Annotated in this window: 12 protein-coding genes; 4 read left to right on the forward strand and 8 right to left on the reverse strand. The window is 70.9% G+C overall.

The annotated features are described in order from the left end of the window. Positions 1 to 53 precede the first annotated feature (53 nt). Complete coding sequence (locus tag ACH4PY_RS14195) at positions 54 to 956, forward strand: RecB family exonuclease (RefSeq protein ID WP_398180720.1); 903 nt, start codon at positions 54 to 56, stop codon at positions 954 to 956. A 19-nt stretch (positions 957 to 975) separates the two neighbouring features. Beyond that, the gene (locus ACH4PY_RS14200; RefSeq protein ID WP_398180723.1) at positions 976 to 1,647 is read left to right on the forward strand and encodes a response regulator; all 672 of its coding nucleotides are present in this window, start codon (positions 976 to 978) and stop codon (positions 1,645 to 1,647) included. 97 nt (positions 1,648 to 1,744) lie between these two features. Here the strand turns inward: ACH4PY_RS14200 and ACH4PY_RS14205 are convergent, their stop codons facing one another. From ACH4PY_RS14205 to metH, 8 genes are all read right to left on the reverse strand, one after another. Continuing rightward, positions 1,745 to 3,340 carry an ABC transporter substrate-binding protein gene (locus tag ACH4PY_RS14205; RefSeq protein ID WP_398180726.1) on the reverse strand — a complete coding sequence of 532 codons (1,596 nt, stop codon included), beginning with the start codon at positions 3,338 to 3,340 and terminating at the stop codon, positions 1,745 to 1,747. A 150-nt stretch (positions 3,341 to 3,490) separates the two neighbouring features. Next, positions 3,491 to 4,837, reverse strand: coding sequence for an ABC transporter ATP-binding protein (locus ACH4PY_RS14210; protein WP_398180729.1), 1,347 nt, complete (start codon positions 4,835 to 4,837; stop codon positions 3,491 to 3,493). After that, positions 4,821 to 5,882, reverse strand: a complete 1,062-nt coding sequence (locus ACH4PY_RS14215) for an ABC transporter ATP-binding protein (protein WP_398180732.1) — start codon at positions 5,880 to 5,882, stop codon at positions 4,821 to 4,823. Before ACH4PY_RS14215 ends, ACH4PY_RS14210 begins: the two co-directional genes overlap by 17 nt. Then, on the reverse strand, positions 5,879 to 6,943 hold the full coding sequence (locus tag ACH4PY_RS14220) for an ABC transporter permease (protein ID WP_398180735.1): 1,065 nt from the start codon (positions 6,941 to 6,943) through the stop codon (positions 5,879 to 5,881). The genes ACH4PY_RS14215 and ACH4PY_RS14220 overlap by 4 nt, the downstream gene beginning before the upstream one ends. Then, positions 6,943 to 7,962 carry an ABC transporter permease gene (locus tag ACH4PY_RS14225; protein ID WP_398180738.1) on the reverse strand — a complete coding sequence of 340 codons (1,020 nt, stop codon included), beginning with the start codon at positions 7,960 to 7,962 and terminating at the stop codon, positions 6,943 to 6,945. Before ACH4PY_RS14225 ends, ACH4PY_RS14220 begins: the two co-directional genes overlap by 1 nt. A gap of 119 nt (positions 7,963 to 8,081) precedes the next feature. Continuing rightward, positions 8,082 to 9,659, reverse strand: a complete 1,578-nt coding sequence (locus ACH4PY_RS14230; protein WP_398180741.1) for an ABC transporter substrate-binding protein — start codon at positions 9,657 to 9,659, stop codon at positions 8,082 to 8,084. A gap of 315 nt (positions 9,660 to 9,974) precedes the next feature. Next, positions 9,975 to 10,691, reverse strand: a complete 717-nt coding sequence (locus tag ACH4PY_RS14235) for an HAD family hydrolase (RefSeq protein ID WP_398180743.1) — start codon at positions 10,689 to 10,691, stop codon at positions 9,975 to 9,977. Positions 10,692 to 10,948: 257 nt separating this feature from the next. After that, positions 10,949 to 14,482, reverse strand: a complete 3,534-nt coding sequence (gene metH, locus ACH4PY_RS14240; protein ID WP_398180746.1) for a methionine synthase — start codon at positions 14,480 to 14,482, stop codon at positions 10,949 to 10,951. Positions 14,483 to 14,773: 291 nt separating this feature from the next. On the opposite strand from metH, the gene ACH4PY_RS14245 reads away from it, so the two are divergent. After that, positions 14,774 to 15,529 (forward strand): MIP/aquaporin family protein, encoded by a 756-nt coding sequence (locus tag ACH4PY_RS14245; RefSeq protein ID WP_398180749.1) that lies wholly within the window; start codon positions 14,774 to 14,776, stop codon positions 15,527 to 15,529. 93 nt (positions 15,530 to 15,622) lie between these two features. Beyond that, entirely contained in the window at positions 15,623 to 17,182 is a 1,560-nt protein-coding gene (gene glpK, locus ACH4PY_RS14250) for a glycerol kinase GlpK (RefSeq protein ID WP_398180752.1), read from the forward strand. The last annotated feature ends 3 nt before the right edge of the window (positions 17,183 to 17,185 follow it).

Raw genomic sequence — 17,185 nt, forward strand, 5'->3', positions numbered from 1 at the left:
GTTACGTCCGGCGGGCACCGGCTTGTCGGTGGCAGGCCGTAAGGTCGTCTGCCATGGGGACGACCACCGAAAGCGAAGCAGGCGCGGGCACGGCCGGGCGGGGCAGGCACCCGCGCCCGCCCTCGTCGCTCTCGCCCTCCCGCGCGGCGGACTTCATGCGCTGCCCGCTGCTCTACCGGCTGCGGGTGATCGACAAGCTGCCGGAGAAGCCCAGCCCGGCCGCGACCCGCGGCACGGTGGTGCACGCGGTGCTGGAGCGGCTCTTCGACGCCCCGGCCGCCGAGCGCACCCCGCAGCGAGCCCGCGCCCTGGTGCCCGGCGAGTGGGAGCGGCTGCTGGCCGCCCGCCCGGAGCTGGCGGCGCTGTTCGACGCGGCGGAGCCTGCCGCGCTCGCGGAGTGGCTGGAGGGCGCGGGCGCGCTGGTGGAGCGCTGGTTCACCCTGGAGGATCCGACGCGGCTGGAGCCCGCCGAGCGCGAGCTGTACGTGGAGACGGTGCTGGAGTCCGGCCTGACGCTGCGCGGCTATGTCGACCGGCTGGACGTGGCACCGGCGACCGGCGAGCTGCGGGTGGTGGACTACAAGACCGGCAAGGCCCCGCGCCCGGAGTACCGGGACGAGCCGCTCTTCCAGATGACGTTCTACGCGCTGGTGCTGTGGCGGCTGCGCGGGGTGGTGCCGCGGCGGCTCCAGCTGGTGTACCTGGGCAGTGGCGAGGTGCTGACGTACGACCCGTCGGAGGCCGACCTGCTGCGGACGGAGCGGCGGCTGCTGGCGCTGTGGGAGGCGATCCGCGCGGCGACGGCGAGCGGGGAGTGGCTGCCGCGGCGCACCGCGCTGTGCGGGTGGTGCGACCACCAGGCGTTCTGTCCGGAATTCGGGGGGACTCCCCCGCCGTATCCGCTGGCGGAAATCGCGGGAGCGCTGCCCGTCGTCGGTGAGAATGGTCCGGTCTAGCGAAAGACGGAGGAAGACCGTGGCGATCCGCGTCCTGCTGGTGGACGATCAGCCCCTGCTGCGTACCGGTTTCCGGATGATCCTGGAGGCCGAGCCCGACATCGCGGTGGTGGGCGAGGCCGGGGACGGCCAGCAGGCGCTGGACCAGGTGCGGGCGCTGCAGCCCGACGTGGTCCTGATGGACATCCGGATGCCCCGGATGGACGGGGTGGAGGCGACCCGGCAGATCACCGGTCCCGACCGCTCGGGCCCGGCGAAGGTGCTGGTGCTGACGACGTTCGACCTGGACGAGTACGTGGTGGAGGCGCTGCGGGCGGGGGCCAGCGGTTTCCTGCTCAAGGACGCGCCGGCGGCCGAGCTGGTGCAGGCGATCCGGGTGGTGGCCGCGGGCGAGGCGATGCTCGCGCCGAGCATCACCCGGCGGCTGCTGGACAAGTACGCCGGGCGGCTGCCGTCCGGGGAGGATTCGGTGCCGCAGCCGCTGCACGCCCTGACCGAACGCGAGGTCGAGGTGCTCAGGCTGGTGGCCCGCGGCCTGTCGAACGCGGAGATCGCCGCCGAGCTGTTCGTGTCGGAGACCACCGTCAAGACGCATGTGGGGCACGTGCTGACCAAGCTGGGCCTGCGCGACCGGGTGCAGGCCGCGGTGTACGCGTACGAGAGCGGGCTGGTGCGCCCGGGGGCGGGCTGAGGCCTCCGGGCCGGAGACGGGCGCCCGGAACGCCGGGCGCCCGGCCCCCGTGCGGGGACCGGGCGCCTGCGGACGTGTGCTGCGGCCGGGACGGGCGTCAGCCGGTCTTGCCGCGGCCCAGCTCCCAGAACTGGGTGGTGGTGGAGGAGTTGAGGGCCCACTCCACGCCGGTGATGCCGTCGCGCGTCGCGATGTACTGCTTGCCCTGCCACAGCGGCAGCATCGGCACGTCGTCGGCGATCAGGTCCTGGGCCCGGCCGAACGCCGTGGCCGTGGTGCCGCGGTCGGCGAGCTTGCGGGTGGCCGGCAGCAGCGTGTTCTGGATCGTGGCGTTGTTGTAGGCGAGGTTGAGGAAGTTCTCCTTGTCGAAGAACGGCGCCAGGTAGTTGTCCGGGTCCGGGAAGTCGGGCAGCCAGCTCAGCGCGAACAGCTCGTAGTCGTGCTGGGTCGCCTTCTTCAGGAAGGTGTTCCACTGCTCGCTCTTGGTGGTGACGGTGAACAGGCCGCTGGCGTTGAGCTGCCGGGCGATCTCCTGGGCCTCGGCCCCGTTCATCGTGCCGCCGGTGTCACGGCGGTAGTTGATGGTCAGCGGGACCTTCGCCGTCACCCCGGCGTTGCGCAGCAGTGTCTTGGCCTTGGACACCGACGGGTCGCCGTAGCGGTTGTGGAAGGAGTTGGTGTGGCTGGTGATGCCGGCCGGGATGACCGAGTACAGCGGGTCGGCGGTGCCCTGGTAGACGTTGCGGGTGATCGCGTCCCGGTCGATGACCTGGGCCAGCGCCTGCCGCACCGCGAGCGTCTTGAGGTCGGCCGAGGAGGTGTCGAGGAAGAGGTAGCGGGCCTCGCCGCCGGCCGACTCGGTGGTCTTGATCGTGGAGTCGGTGCTCCCGAGCAGGCCGCTGATCTGGTCCGGGCTGATCGTGCGGGCCATGACGTCGATGCCGCCCGACTTCAGCGCCTTCTCCATGGCGTGGGAGTCGGCGAAGAGCTTGAGCTGGATCTTGTCGTTGTTCATCTTCAGCGTGCCCTTGTAATGGCCGTTCTTGCTGAAGTCGCCGCCCTTGGCCTCCTTGAAGGAGTCGAGGGTGTAGGGGCCGGAGCCGACCAGCCGGAAGCCGGTGTAGGGCTTGTCCGCCGGGTAGACCGCGGGGTCCAGGATCGCCGCGGCCGGGGTGGCGAGCTTGGCCGGGAAGGTCGTGTCGGGGGCCTTGAGGTGGAAGACCACGGTCGACTCGTCGGGGGCGTCGACGGACTTCACGCCGGACAGCAGGGTGGCGGGACCGGCCGCGAAGTTGATCTTCAGCATGCGGTCGACGGAGAACTTCACGTCCTGCGCGGTGACCGGGTGCCCGTTGGAGAACTGCTGGCCGTCGCGTATCCGGCACTGGTACGTCAGCACGGTGTTGTCGGTGTAGTGGCACTCCGACGCCGCGTCCGGGCTGGGGGTGGTGCTGCCGCGCTGGTAGGTCAGCAGCATCTGGAAGGTGTTGTAGAAGATGTTCCAGGTGGCGCTGTCGTAGGAGGTGGCCGGGTCGAGCGGCGCCGGGTTGTCCTTGGTCAGCTCGATGCTGTCGGTGGTGCCCACGACGATGGGCTTGCCGCCGCTGCTTCCCACACTGGTGCTGCCGCACCCGGTGACCAGTGGCGACATCGCGCCCAGCAGCACGGGCAGGACCAGAAGCTTGCGGTTCATCCTCGTCGTTCTCCTCTTGCCTGGCGTGGTCGTGAGATCCGCCTTGTTGGCCTGGCTCACGAGATGTGCGAGCCCCGCGTGGTGTGCGGGGCTCGCGTGGTTCACCCTATGCGTAGTGCCGGACGGCTCCGGCAGCGGTCCCTTCGCAGGTCAGCCGACGGACTCCCGCAAATGGCAGGCCACTTGGACGTCCCCGCCGGCGACGAGTGCCAGCCGCGGGTCGCGGGCGGCGGCGAACTCCACGACGGCGCGGCCGTGCTCGCTGCGCAGGTCCGCGACACCGCGCCACAGCGGCTCGTGCGGGCGGTCCTCGGCGCCGTCCTCGTCGCGCAGCGCCCGCAGGAAGTCCAGGACCTCCTCGGGGGTGTGCCCGCGGCCGGGCTGGATCTCGGCGGTGCCGAGGCCCGGTACGGCGAGCGCCTCCACATCGGCGAACAGCCCGCGTTCGCGCTCGGCGGCCTCCGGGGCGAGCTCCAGCCAGCGGTTCTCCAGCAGCGTGCGCAGGTCGCGGGCCTCCCAGCCGCAGCCGGCGACGGCCACCGGGCAGCGCGGGTGGAAGGAGCAGCCCAGCGGGGGCCGGGCGGCGTCCGGGATCTCGCCGCGGGGCAGTTCGCGCGGTACGGCCCGCTCGGGGTCGGGCTCGGGGATCGCGGCGAGCAGCGCCTCGGTGTAGGGGTGCTGCGGGTTGGCGAAGACCTCGGCGGTCGGCCCGTACTCGACGATCCGGCCGAGGTACATGATCGCGATGGTGTCGCAGAAGAACTTCGCGCTGGCCAGGTCGTGCGTGACGTAGACGTAGGTGAGGTCCAGGTCGCGTTTGAGGTCGAGCATCAGCTGGAGGATCTTGGCGCGGACGCTCATGTCCAGCATGGAGATCGGCTCGTCGGCGACGAGCAGTTCGGGCTCGGCGATGATCGCGCGGGCGAGCACCGCGCGCTGCTTCTGGCCGCCGGACAGGTCGCCGGGGAACTTGCCGAGGTAGCGCTCCGGCGGGGTCAGGCCGACGCGCTCCAGCGCGTCCACGACGCGGGCCTCGTACTCGGCCTCGGTGGAGACGAGGTTGTGGATGCGCAGCGGGTGGCCGACCGCGGTGCGGATGTCCATCGACGGGTTGAGCGAGGCGTGCGGGTCCTGGAAGACCATCTGCAGGCGGCGGCGCATCGGCCGCAGCTGCCGTTCGCCGAGCCCGGTGATGTCCTGGCCGCGGTAGCGGACGGATCCGCCGGTGGCCTTGGTCAGGCCGATCAGGGTGCGGCCCAGCGTGGTCTTGCCGGAGCCGGACTCGCCGACCAGGCCGAGCACCTCGCCCTTGCGCAGCCGCAGGTCGATGCCGTCGACGGCGCGCACGGCGCCGCCCGCGGCCTGCCCGGTGAAGCGGCCCAGCAGCCGGCCGCGCAGGCCGAAGTGCACTTCGAGGCCGGACGCCTCGACCAGCGGCTCGCCGGCGTCGCCGGGGGCGCCGTCGCCGGCCGGCTCGATGTCAGGCTTCGTCAGCAACGCTGATCTCCTCTACGGCGTGGAGCGCTTCGCGCCCGTCCGGTCCCAGCTCGTCGGCGAGTTCGGGCGCGACGTCCAGCGCCTGCTGCCAGCACGCGCTGGTGACCCCGGTGGGCAGCCGCACCTCGGGCGGCTCGATCTCGGCGCAGCCGCGCATCGCGACCGGGCAGCGCGGGTGGAAGCGGCAGCCGGTCGGCGGCTCCACCAGGTCCGGCGGGCTGCCCGGGATGAAGTGCAGCCCGGTGGTGGCCAGCGAGATGGTGGAGCGCAGCAGCTCCTTGGTGTACGGGTGCTGCGGGCGGGCGAAGACCTCGCGGGCGTCGCCCTGTTCGACGATGTGCCCGGCGTACATCACGGCGACGCGGTCGCAGGCCTCGGCGACGATGCCGAGGTTGTGGGTGATGAGGACGAGCGAGGTGTCGAAGTTCTTCCGCAGGTCGGCGAGGATCTTGATGATCTGCGCCTCGACCAGCACGTCGAGCGCGGTGGTCGGTTCGTCGGCGACGATGAACGCGGGCCGCAGCACGAGCGCCAGCGCGATCATGATGCGCTGCCGCATGCCGCCGGAGAACTCGTGCGGGTAGCTGGCGTAGCGGCTCTCCGGGATGCCCATGCCGCGCAGCGCCTCCAGGGCGCGGGCCCGGATCTCCTTCCTGGGCAGGTCCTTGTGGTGGGCGCGCAGCGCTTCCTCGAAGTGCTGGGAGATCCGCATGAGCGGGTTGAGCCGGGTCATCGGCTCCTGGAAGATCAGCCCGAGTTCGGGGCCGCGCAGTTTCTGCAGCTCCTTGGCGGGCAGGCCGACGAGGTCGCGGCCGGCGGCGCCGGGGCTGCGCAGCACGACCTCGCCGTCGACGGCGGCGGCGGACGGGGTCAGGCCCAGCACGCCGCGGCCGAGGGTGGACTTGCCGCAGCCGGACTCGCCGACCAGGCCGAGGGTCTCGCCGGGCCGGACGTCGAAGCTGACGCCGTCCACGGCGCGGACCGCGCCGCGGTCGGTGCCGTACCAGACGCGCAGGTCCCGGACGGACAGGACGGGTTCGGTCACTTGACGGCCTCGCCTTCGGACGCGTCGGGCAGTTCGGGAGCCGTGACGGTACGGCGCCTGGTGTGGGCGGGGAGCAGTACCTTGCGGATCCTGCGGCGGCGCATGGTCGGGTTGAGCACGTCGTTGAGGCCTTCGCCGAGGAGGGTGAAGCCGAGGATCGCGATGACCATGGCCAGGCCGGGGTAGAGGCAGGTCCACCACATGCCGGCGTTGACGTCGTCGATCGCGCGCTCCAGGTCGTAGCCCCATTCGGCGGCGTCGGTGGGCTGGATGCCCAGACCCAGGAAGCCCAGGCCCGCGAGGGTGCCGATGCCGTCGGCGGCGTTCATGGTGGTGATGACCGGCACGGACTGGATGACGTTGCCGAACAGGTACTTGCGGATCACCACCGAGGGCTTGGCGCCCATGGCGCGGGCGGCCTCGACGAAGGTGGCCTCGCGGGCGGACAGCGCGGAGGCGCGCACCACCCGGTAGTACTGCGGGATGTAGACCACCGTGATGGACAGCGCCGCGGTGACGACCGCGCCGCCGGAGATGCCCGAGAAGACGAAGCTCGCCACGATCGCGAGCAGCAGGTACGGGAAGGCGAACAGCGCGTCCATCACCAGCACCAGGATGCGGTCCAGCCAGCCGCCGAAGTAGCCGGACAGCAGGCCCAGCAGCACGCCGATGACGAGCGAGAAGACGACGGCGAGGACCATCACCTCCAGGGCGGTGCGGGCGCCGTAGATGGTGCGGGAGAGCACGTCGAGGCTCTGCACGGTGGTGCCGAACCAGTGGTCGCCGTCGGGTGCGCCCTGCTTGGGGAAGTTCTTCCCGCCGTCGCGGTAGGTGTCGAAGTCGTACGGGGCGATGAGCGGCGCGAAGACCGCGGTGATCACGAACAGCAGCGAGATGATCCCGCCGGACCACAGCATGAACTTGGGCACGCCGTGGGCCTCGCGGACCGCGGTGGTGATCCGGCGCAGTCCGCCGAAGCGGGTGCCGCCGGGGCTGGGGGTGCCGGACGGGGCCGGTTCGGTGGGCTCGATCGGGCCGTTGGGGAGAGTCGTCGTGGCCATCAGTAGCGCACCCTCGGGTCGATCAGCGCGTTCACGAAGTCGATCAGCAGGCTGATCACGACGACGGCCAGGGCGAAGACGGTGACGATGCCCTGCACGGCGACGTAGTCGCGCTGGTTGATGTAGTCGATCAGCTGGCGGCCGATGCCGGGCCAGTTGAAGATCCGCTCGGTGAGCACCGCGCCGCCGAGCAGCATGGCGACCTGGAGGCCGAGCACGGTGATGACCGGCACCAGGGCGTTGCGGAAGCCGTGCCGGGCGACGACGTGCCGTTCCCGGACCCCGCGGGCGCGGGCCGCCTCGATGTAGTCGCCCTGGAGCGACTGGATGAGGTTGATGCGGATCATCCGGATGAAGACGCCGACGATCAGCAGGCCGAGCGCGACGGACGGCAGCAGCAGGTGCTGGAGGATGTCGCCGACCGCGTCCCAGTCGCCGTCCAGGGCCGCGTCGATGATCAGGATGTGCGTCTGGGTGGGCACGTTGAGCTGGATCAGCGGGGACGCCTGCCCGGAGGTGGTGCCGAACGCGAGCATGAGCAGCGGTGCGGTGACGATGACCGGGGAGGCGTAGCTGAGGATGCTGGCCAGCCGGCCGATGACGTCGACGGCACTGTCCCGGTAGCGGCCGCAGAGCAGCCCGACGGGGATGCCGATGACGGCGGCGAAGACCAGGGCGCCCGCGGTCAGGGTGAGGGTGGCGCCGCCGTTCTCGACGAGGATGTCCCGCACGCTGCGGCGGTCGGAGAAGGTGGTGCCGAAGTTCAGGGTGACGACCGACTTCAGGTAGTCCCAGAACTGCTGGTAGAGCGGGGCGTCGAAGCCGGCCGCGTGCCGCCGGGCGGCGAGTTCGGTGGCGTTCAGCTTGCCGCCCTGCGACGACGAGATGGGGTCGCCGGGGGCCACCCGCATCATCACGAAGACCAGGATCAGCAGGATCAGCACCATGGGCACGGCGAGTGCGATCCGGGTGAGGACGTAGCGGCGCAGCGAGCCCGACTGCTTGCTCGTGTTGCTCATGCGGTGACTTTCCGGTGGCTGTCCGGAGTGGCCCGGACCGGGGACGACGGGATGCGCGGCGCTGGCGCCGCGGGCCGGGCCGGCCCGCGGGGGTCACTCCCCCGCGGGCCGGCCACCGCTCACTTCGTGCCGAGTTCGTAGAACCGGAACATCGTCGGGTCGAGCGCCTTGTCGGCGCCGGTGACCCCGTCGCGGATCACGACGGTCTGCTTGCCCTGCCACAGCGGGATGATCGGGACGTCCTCCGCCACGATCTTCTGGATGTCGGCGAAGGCCTGGTCGCGGACGGTCTTGTCGTCCGTGCCCTGCTCCTTGCTGAGCAGGGTCAGGATCTGCGGGTTGAGGTAGCCGGTGCCGAGGAAGGGCTCCTTGGTCAGGAACGGCGCGACGTCGTTGTCGGGATCCGGCAGGTCCGGGTACCAGCCGATCATGTACGAGGCGTACGTGTCCGACTTCTCGTCCTTCTGGTACTGCTGCCACTCGGTGGAGCTGAGGGTGACCTTGAACAGGCCGGTGGCCTCCAGCTGCCGCTTGATGGCGGTGGCCTCGTCGGCGGACGCGGCGCCGTAGTGGGTGGGCGTCCAGGAGTAGGCGAGGTTCACCGGGGTCTTGATGCCGGCGGCGTCGAGCAGCGCCTTGGCCTTGGCGGTGTCGGGCGCGCCGTACTTGTCCTTGAAGGCCTCGGTGTGGCCCTCGATGCCGTTGCCGACCATCGAGTAGAGCGGCGCCACGGTGTCGTCGTAGGCGTCCTTGGCGATGCCGGCGCGGTCGATGACCTGCGCGACGGCCTGCCGCACGGCCTTCTGGTCGGCGGGCTTCACCTTGGCGTCGAAGACCATGTAGCGCTTCTCGGTGCCGGTGCCCTCCAGGACCTGGATGCCGGAGGTCTTCTTCAGGTCCTCGGTGTCGGTCGGCGACAGGCTGCGGAAGGCGGCGGTCACCGCGCCGTCCTTGACGGCCTGCTTGAGCGCGGACGCCTCGGAGAAGTACTGGAGCACGACCTGGTTGTTGTTGAGCTTGGCGTCGCCCTTGTACTTCGGGTTGGCCTTCAGCGACGCCTGCTGCTTGGCGGTGTACTTGTCCAGCGTGTACGGGCCGGAGCCGACGATCTTCGAGCCGTCGAGCAGCTTGTCGGCCGGGTAGACCTTCTCGTCGACGATCGTGCCCGCGTCGGTGGCGAGCACCGAGGGGAAGGTCGAGTCGGGGTTCTTCAGGTGGAAGGTGACCTGGTCGGTCCCGGTGACCGTGGTGCTGTCGAGGTTGGCCAGCAGGCTGGAGGGGCCGTTGGGCGCGGCGATCTTCAGCATCCGGTCGAAGGTGAACTTCACGGAGGCCGCGGTGAGCGGGTCGCCGTTGGAGAACACCAGGCCGGGCTGCATCTGGCAGGCGTACGTCTTGGGGTCGGTGAAGGAGCAGCTCTTCGCCGCGTCCGGGGCCGGGGTGGTGGCGCCGGTCGGGAAGTGCATGACCTTCTGGTAGACGCTGTCGATGATCTCCCAGGAGCCGTAGTCGTACGCTCCGGCCGGGTCCAGCGAGGACACCGAGTCGGTGGTGCCGACGATCACGGCGCCCTTGCCGCCACCGTTGCCACCGCCGCTGCTGCCGGACGAATTATCCTTCTTGCCACCGCACGCGGCGGCGCCGACGGCCAGGAAGGCCACGGCGGCTGCGGCGACGACACGCTTGTTTCGTGACATCCAGTGAATCCCCTTGCTCACATGCCGATCGGTTGAGTCGGCATCGACCGCCCTGGACATTAGCGGGACGGCCGTCGCCCACCGGGACACGGAGTGATTGAGGGGACATTACATACCGGTAACAGGACGTTCACCACCGATATGCGAACGTCGGGGCTATCGAGTGCCGGAGCGTCAAAAGCGACATATCACCCGGGTAGGAAACCGATAAGTGAAATCTCACCCAGGCGCACCACCGGCTGTCGATGGGGCGTCGTGTGACAATCATCACACTGCCCGGATTCCACTTCGTGAGATGTTATTCAGCAGTCACCGTCAGTGAAGATCCACATTCACAGAGCCCCGGACCAGGGACCTCAGGAACGGCACGTCCACCTGGTCGAGGGAGCGCACGACGGTACGCCGGGGGGCGGCCGGAATCGGCACCAGCGACGGCACCGCGACCACATGGCAGCCCGCCGCCTCACCGGAGGCCACACCCGTCACGGTGTCCTCGACGACCACGCAGAGGGCCGGGTCCGCGCCCAGCCGCCGGGCCGCCGTCAGGTACGGGTCGGGGTGCGGCTTGGTGCGGGCGATCTCGTCGCCCGCGAGGGTGAAGGCGAAGTTCTCGGCACCGAGGGTGCGCAGCATGGCGTCGATCGTGCGCCGGTGCGAGGCGGACACCAGCGCCGTGGGCACCCCGTGCGCCGCCAGCTCCGTCAGCAGCCGGCGGGCGCCGGGCATGAGCGGGGCGCCGCGCACGATCAGCTCCTCGAAGCGGGTGTCGATCGCGACCATCAGCTCGGCGAGCGTCGCGGTGGTGCCGGTGACCTCCATGAGGTGGCCGACGCTGCGCGCCATCGGGCCGCCCACCACGACCGCCTTGTGCACCTCGTCCAGCACGTGCCCCAGATCGGCGAACACCCCCGTCTCGGCCGCCCACCAGATGCCCTCGGTGTCCACGAGGGTGCCGTCCATGTCCAGCAGCACCGCCTGGAGCTCCTGGCCGTGCGCCGGACGGGTGGCGGCGACGGGGATGCTGCTGGTCATAGGCTCACTCCTCGGCCGGGTACGGAACCGGCCCGGCACCGGCCGCGGGCCGGTCCCGGAGCGCTCCTGCCGGGCGTCCTGCCCGGGGGGCACGAGGGCCGGTCGCCCTGTCCCGCGTACGGGAGGCGACCGGCCCTCGCCGGACCCACCAGTCTACGTCCCCGCACCCGGGCACGCCTGACGGGCAGGCAACGGCCGTGCGACATCCCGGTGACACGCCCGGCCGCCACCGGGCCCGTACGGGCCCGCGAGCGGCCTCAGCGGGCGTTGAAGTACTTCGCCTCGGGGTGGTGGATGACGATCGCGTCGGTGGACTGCTCCGGGTGCAGCTGGAACTCCTCCGAGAGCTTCACGCCGATCCGCTCCGGCTCCAGCAGCGCCGCGATCTTCGCCCGGTCCTCCAGGTCGGGGCAGGCGCCGTAGCCGAGCGAGAAGCGCGCGCCGCGGTACTTCAGCGCGAACATGTCCGTCATCTCGCCCGGGTCCTCGCCCGCGAAGCCCAGCTCGGAGCGCACCCGGGCGTGCCAGTACTCGGCGAGCGCCTCGGCGAGCTGCACGGACAGCCCGTGCAGCTCCAGGTAGTCGCGGTAGGAGTCGGCGGCGAACAGATCGTTGGCCGCCTCGGAGATCCGGTTGCCCATGGTGACGACCTGGAAGCCGACGACGTCGGTCTCGCCGGACTCCTCGGGCCGGAAGAAGTCCGCCAGGCACAGCCGCCGGCCGCGGCGCTGGCGGGGGAAGGTGAAGCGGGTGCGCTCGCTGCCGTCCTCGTGCAGCACGATCAGGTCGTCGCCCTTGGCCACGCACGGGTAGTAGCCGTAGACCACCGCGGCCTCCAGCAGCCCCTCGGACTGCAGCCGGGTCAGCAGCCCGCGCAGCCGCGGCCGCCCCTCGCTCTCCACCAGCTCCTCGTACGACGGCCCCGAGGCGCGCGACTGCTTCAGGCCCCACTGGCCCTTGAAGAGCGCGCCCTCGTCCAGCCACGAGGCGTAGTCGGCGAGCGGGATGCCCTTGACGACCCGGCTGCCCCAGAACGGCGGCTCGGGCACCGGGTTGTCGACCGCGACGTCCGAGCGCACCGGCCCGCGCGCCTCGTCCTCGGCCGGGTCCGGCGCGTCCTGCTCGCTCTGCGGCCGGATCGGCACCCGGCGCTGCTTGAGCTCGGGCAGCGCCGCGCCGGGCACCCCGCGCTTGACTCCGATGAGCGCGTCCATCAGCCGCAGGCCCTCGAAGGCGTCGCGGGCGTAGCGGACCTCGCCCAGGTAGACCTCGTGCAGGTCCTGCTCGACGTAGGCCCGGGTCAGGGCGGCGCCACCGAGGATGACGGGGTATTCGGCGGCGAGGCCGCGCTGGTTGAGCTCCTCCAGGTTCTCCTTCATCACCACGGTGGACTTCACCAGCAGGCCGGACATCCCGATGACGTCGGCGCGGTGCTCCTGGGCGGCGTCCAGGATCGCCGAGACGGGCTGCTTGATGCCCAGGTTGACGACGTTGTAGCCGTTGTTGGACAGGATGATGTCGACCAGGTTCTTGCCGATGTCGTGCACGTCGCCGCGCACGGTGGCGAGCACGATGGTGCCCTTGCCGCCGCCGTCCTCGCTCTTCTCCATGTGCGGTTCGAGATAGGCGACGGCGGTCTTCATGACCTCGGCGGACTGGAGCACGAACGGCAGCTGCATCTGGCCGGAGCCGAACAGCTCGCCGACGGTCTTCATCCCGGCCAGCAGGGTGTCGTTGACGATGTCCAGGGCGGGGCGCTCGGCGAGCGCGGCGTCCAGGTCGTCGGTCAGGCCGTTCTTCTCGCCGTCCACGATGCGCCGCTGGAGCCGCTCCTCCAGCGGGAGCGCGGCCAGCTCCTCGGCCTTGCCCGCCTTGACGGACTTGGCGTCGACGCCCTCGAACAGCTCCATGAGGTGCTGCAGCGGGTCGTAGCCCTCGCGCCGGTTGTCCCAGACCAGGTCGTACGCGGCCTGCCGCTGCTCCTCGGGGATGCGGGCGATCGGCACGATCTTGGAGGCGTGCACGATCGCCGAGTCCAGGCCCGCCTTGACGCACTCGTCGAGGAAGACGGAGTTGAGCACCACGCGGGCGGCGGGGTTGAGGCCGAAGGAGATGTTGGACAGGCCCAGCGTGGTCTGCACGTCGGGGTGGCGGCGCTTGAGCTCGCGGATGCCCTCGATCGTGGCGGCGCCGTCCCCCCGGGACTCCTCCTGACCGGTGCAGATGGTGAAGGTCAGGCAGTCGACGAGGATGTCGGACTCGCGGATGCCCCAGTTGCCGGTCAGGTCGGCGATCAGCCGCTCGGCGATCTCGACCTTCTTCTCGGCGGTCCTGGCCTGGCCCTCCTCGTCGATGGTGAGCGCGATGAGCGCGGCGCCGTGCTCGACGGCGAGCGCGGTGACCTTCGCGAAACGGGACTCGGGGCCGTCGCCGTCCTCGTAGTTGACGGAGTTGAGCACCGCCCGGCCGCCGAGCTTCTCCAGCCCCGCGCGCAGGACGTCGACCTCCGTGGAGTCCAGCACGATCGGCAGCGTGGAGGAGGTGGCGAAGCGCCCGGCGATCTCGGCCATGTCGGCGACGCCGTCCCGGCCGACGTAGTCCACGCACAGGTCCAGCAGGTGGGCCCCCTCGCGGATCTGGTCGCGCGCCATCTCGACGCAGTCCTCCCAGCGGCCCTCCAGCATCGCCTCGCGGAACTTCTTCGAGCCGTTGGCGTTGGTGCGCTCGCCGATCGCCAGGTAGGAGGTGTCCTGGCGGAAGGGCACGGTCTGGTAGAGCGAGGACGCGCCGGGCTCGGGGCGGGGCGAACGCGGGGTCAGCTCGTGGCCGCCGACGCGGTCGACGAGCTGGCGCAGGTGCTCGGGCGTGGTGCCGCAGCAGCCGCCGACGAGCGACAGGCCGTACTCGGCGGCGAAGGTCTCGTGCGCGTCGGCCAGCTCGGAGGGGCTGAGCGGGTAGTGCGCGCCGTCCTTGGTGAGGACCGGCAGACCGGCGTTGGGCATGCAGGTCAGCGGGATGCGGGAGTGCCGGGCGAGGTAGCGCAGGTGCTCGCTCATCTCGGCGGGGCCGGTGGAGCAGTTCAGCCCGATCAGGTCGATGCCGAGCGGTTCCAGGGCGGTGAGGGCGGCGCCGATCTCCGAGCCGAGCAGCATGGTGCCGGTGGTCTCGACGGCGACCGAGCAGATGAGCGGCAGATCCACGCCCGCCTCGGCCATCGCCTTGCGGGAGCCGATGAGCGCGGCCTTGACCTGGAGCAGGTCCTGCATCGTCTCGACGACGAGCGCGTCCGCGCCGCCTGCGATGAGGCCGGCCGCGTTGGCGTGGTAGCCGTCGCGCAGGTGGGCGTAGGTGGTGTGGCCGAGGGTGGGCAGCTTGGTGCCGGGGCCGATGGAGCCGAGCACCCAGCGCTGCCGGCCGTCGGCGGAGAAGCCGTCGGCGACCTCGCGGGCGAGCCGGGCGCCGGCTTCGGCCAGCTCGTAGATGCGGTCCTCGATGTCGTACTCGGCCATGGCGCTGGCGTTGGTGCCGAAGGTGTTGGTCTCGACGCAGTCCACGCCGGCCGTGAAGTACGCCTCGTGCACCGACCGCACGATGTCGGGGCGGGTGATGTTGAGGATCTCGTTGCAGCCTTCGAGCTGCTGGAAGTCGTCGAGGGTCGGCTCCTGCGCCTGGAGCATCGTGCCCATGGCGCCGTCGGCGACGACGATGCGGGAGGCGAGTGCCTCGCGGAGGGCGGCGGCGCGGGCGTTGCTCGCGGCGGGCGCGGCGGACGAGGGGGACGGCGAGGCCATGGAACTGCTCCCTGGGATGCGACGGCTGTCGGCTATGCGCCGGTCCGTCCCCTCGGGGGACGGACCACGCACCCCGCCAGCGTAGCCTTCCGGGCCGCCGGGACGGTGCCGCATTCCGAGGGGCGGACGGGTGGCGTGCTCCGGTGTTCCCCCTCCCGGCCGTGCCCGCGCCCTTCCCGCGGGGCTGCGACCAGGGCGAATGTTTGACCCGTACAGATCAATGGGGAGACTCCCGTTCTGCGATCGACCAGGTGTCCAGATATCGAACACGTACGCGACAAGGGGGTCGCTGTGTCCAACGGTCATATCGTCACCGGCGAGATCTTCGGGACCGCGGTGCTGATCCTGCTCGGATGCGGCGTCTGCGCCGCCGTGACACTCAAACGGTCCAAGGCCAGGGACGCGGGCTGGCTCGCGATCACCTTCGGCTGGGGCTTCGGCGTGCTGGGCGGCGCCTACATCGCCAACGGCTACTCCGGCGGCCATCTCAACCCCGCGGTCACGCTCGGCATAGCCATCAAGACCGGACAGTGGTCGAAGGTGCCGTACTACCTCGTGGGACAGCTCGTGGGCGCCGTGATCGGCGCCTTTCTGGTGTGGGTGGCCTACCTCGGGCAGTTCTCCGCGCACATGTCCGGCCTGGAGGCGGCCGAGGGCAGGGACGCCCGGCCCGCCGGGCCCGTGCTGGGCGTCTTCTCCACCGGGCCGGAGATCCGCAACCCGCTGCAGAACCTGCTGACCGAGACGGTGGCGACCTTCGTGCTCGTGCTCTTCATCCTCACGCAGGGCATGACCGACGGTCTGGCGGAGAATGGAATGGGCATCCTGCTCACGGCACTGATCGTGGTGGGCATCGGCCTGTCGCTGGGCGGGCCGACCGGCTACGCGATCAACCCGGCGCGGGACCTGGGGCCGCGGATCGTGCACGCCCTGCTGCCGCTGCCCGGCAAGGGCGGCTCGGACTGGGGCTACGCCTGGATCCCGGTGGCCGGCCCGCTGGCCGGGGCCGCCATCGCGGGCGGGTTGTACCGGCTCGCGTTCACATAGACGGGAGGCGGACCACCGAACGCACACCCGCGCGCCCCGCACACCGGGGCCGAGCACCGAGCCCCGAGCACGAGCCTCGACGAGGAGGACACCATGACCGACACGCCCGCCGGCGGTACGGGACCGTACATCGCCGCCATCGACCAGGGCACCACGTCCAGCCGCTGCATCGTCTTCGACCGCGACGGGCGGATCGTCGCCGTCGACCAGAAGGAGCACGAGCAGATCCTGCCCAGGCCCGGCTGGGTCGAGCACGACGCCGCCGAGATCTGGACCAACGTGCAGGAGGTCGTCGCCGGGGCGCTGCGCAAGGCCGGCGAGGACGTCCCGGGATTCACGCCGTCGGACGTCAAGGCGATCGGCATCACCAACCAGCGCGAGACGACCCTGCTGTGGGACAAGAACACCGGCCAGCCGGTGCACAACGCCATCGTCTGGCAGGACACCCGCACCGACGCGCTGTGCCGCGAACTGGGCCGCAACGTCGGCCAGGACCGCTTCCGGCGGCAGACCGGCCTGCCGCTCGCGTCCTACTTCGCCGGGCCCAAGGTGCGCTGGCTGCTGGACAACGTGGAGGGCCTGCGCGAGCGCGCCGAGGCGGGGGACATCCTCTTCGGCACCATGGACTCCTGGGTGATCTGGAACCTCACCGGCGGTGTCGACGGCGGCAAGCACGTCACGGACGTCACCAACGCCTCCCGGACCCTCCTGATGGACCTCAGGACGCTCCAGTGGGACGAGAAGATCTGCGCCTCGATCGGCGTGCCGACCGCGGTGCTGCCGGAGATCCACTCGTCCTCCGAGGTCTACGGCAGCACGGACGTCGGCGGCCTGTCCGCCGTGCCCGTGGCCTCCGCGCTCGGCGACCAGCAGGCCGCGCTGTTCGGCCAGACGTGCTTCGCCGAGGGCGAGGCGAAGTCCACGTACGGCACCGGCACCTTCATGCTGATGAACACCGGCGAGAGCCCGGTCAACTCCTACGCCGGGCTCGTCACCACGGTCGGCTACCGGATCGGCGACGCCAAGCCCGTCTACGCGCTGGAGGGCTCCATCGCGGTGACCGGCTCCCTGGTGCAGTGGATGCGCGACCAGATGGGGCTCATCGGCACCGCCGCCGAGATCGAGACGCTCGCCGCCACGGTCGAGGACAACGGCGGCGCCTACTTCGTGCCCGCCTTCTCCGGCCTCTTCGCCCCCTACTGGCGCTCCGACGCGCGCGGGGTGATCGCCGGGCTCACCCGGTACGTCACCAAGGCGCACCTGGCCCGCGCGGTGCTGGAGGCGACCGCGTGGCAGACGCGGGAGATCGCCGACGCGATGCTCAAGGACTCCGGCACCGAGGTCACGACCCTCAAGGTCGACGGCGGCATGACCGCCAACAACCTGCTGATGCAGACGCTGTCGGACTTCCTCGACGTGCCCGTGGTGCGCCCGATGGTCGCCGAGACCACCTGTCTGGGCGCGGCCTACGCGGCCGGTCTGGCGATCGGCTTCTGGCCGGACACCGAGGCGCTGCGGGAGAACTGGCGGCGGGCCGCGGAATGGACCCCGCGGATGGACGCCACACAGCGCGACAAGGAGTACAAGCAGTGGCTCAAGGCCGTCAAGGCGACCATGGGCTGGCTGGACGAGGAGGACACCGCGCGCGGCTGAGCG

It is taken from the genome of Streptomyces sp. NPDC021224, assembly GCF_044332905.1.
GTDB lineage: Bacteria > Actinomycetota > Actinomycetes > Streptomycetales > Streptomycetaceae > Actinacidiphila.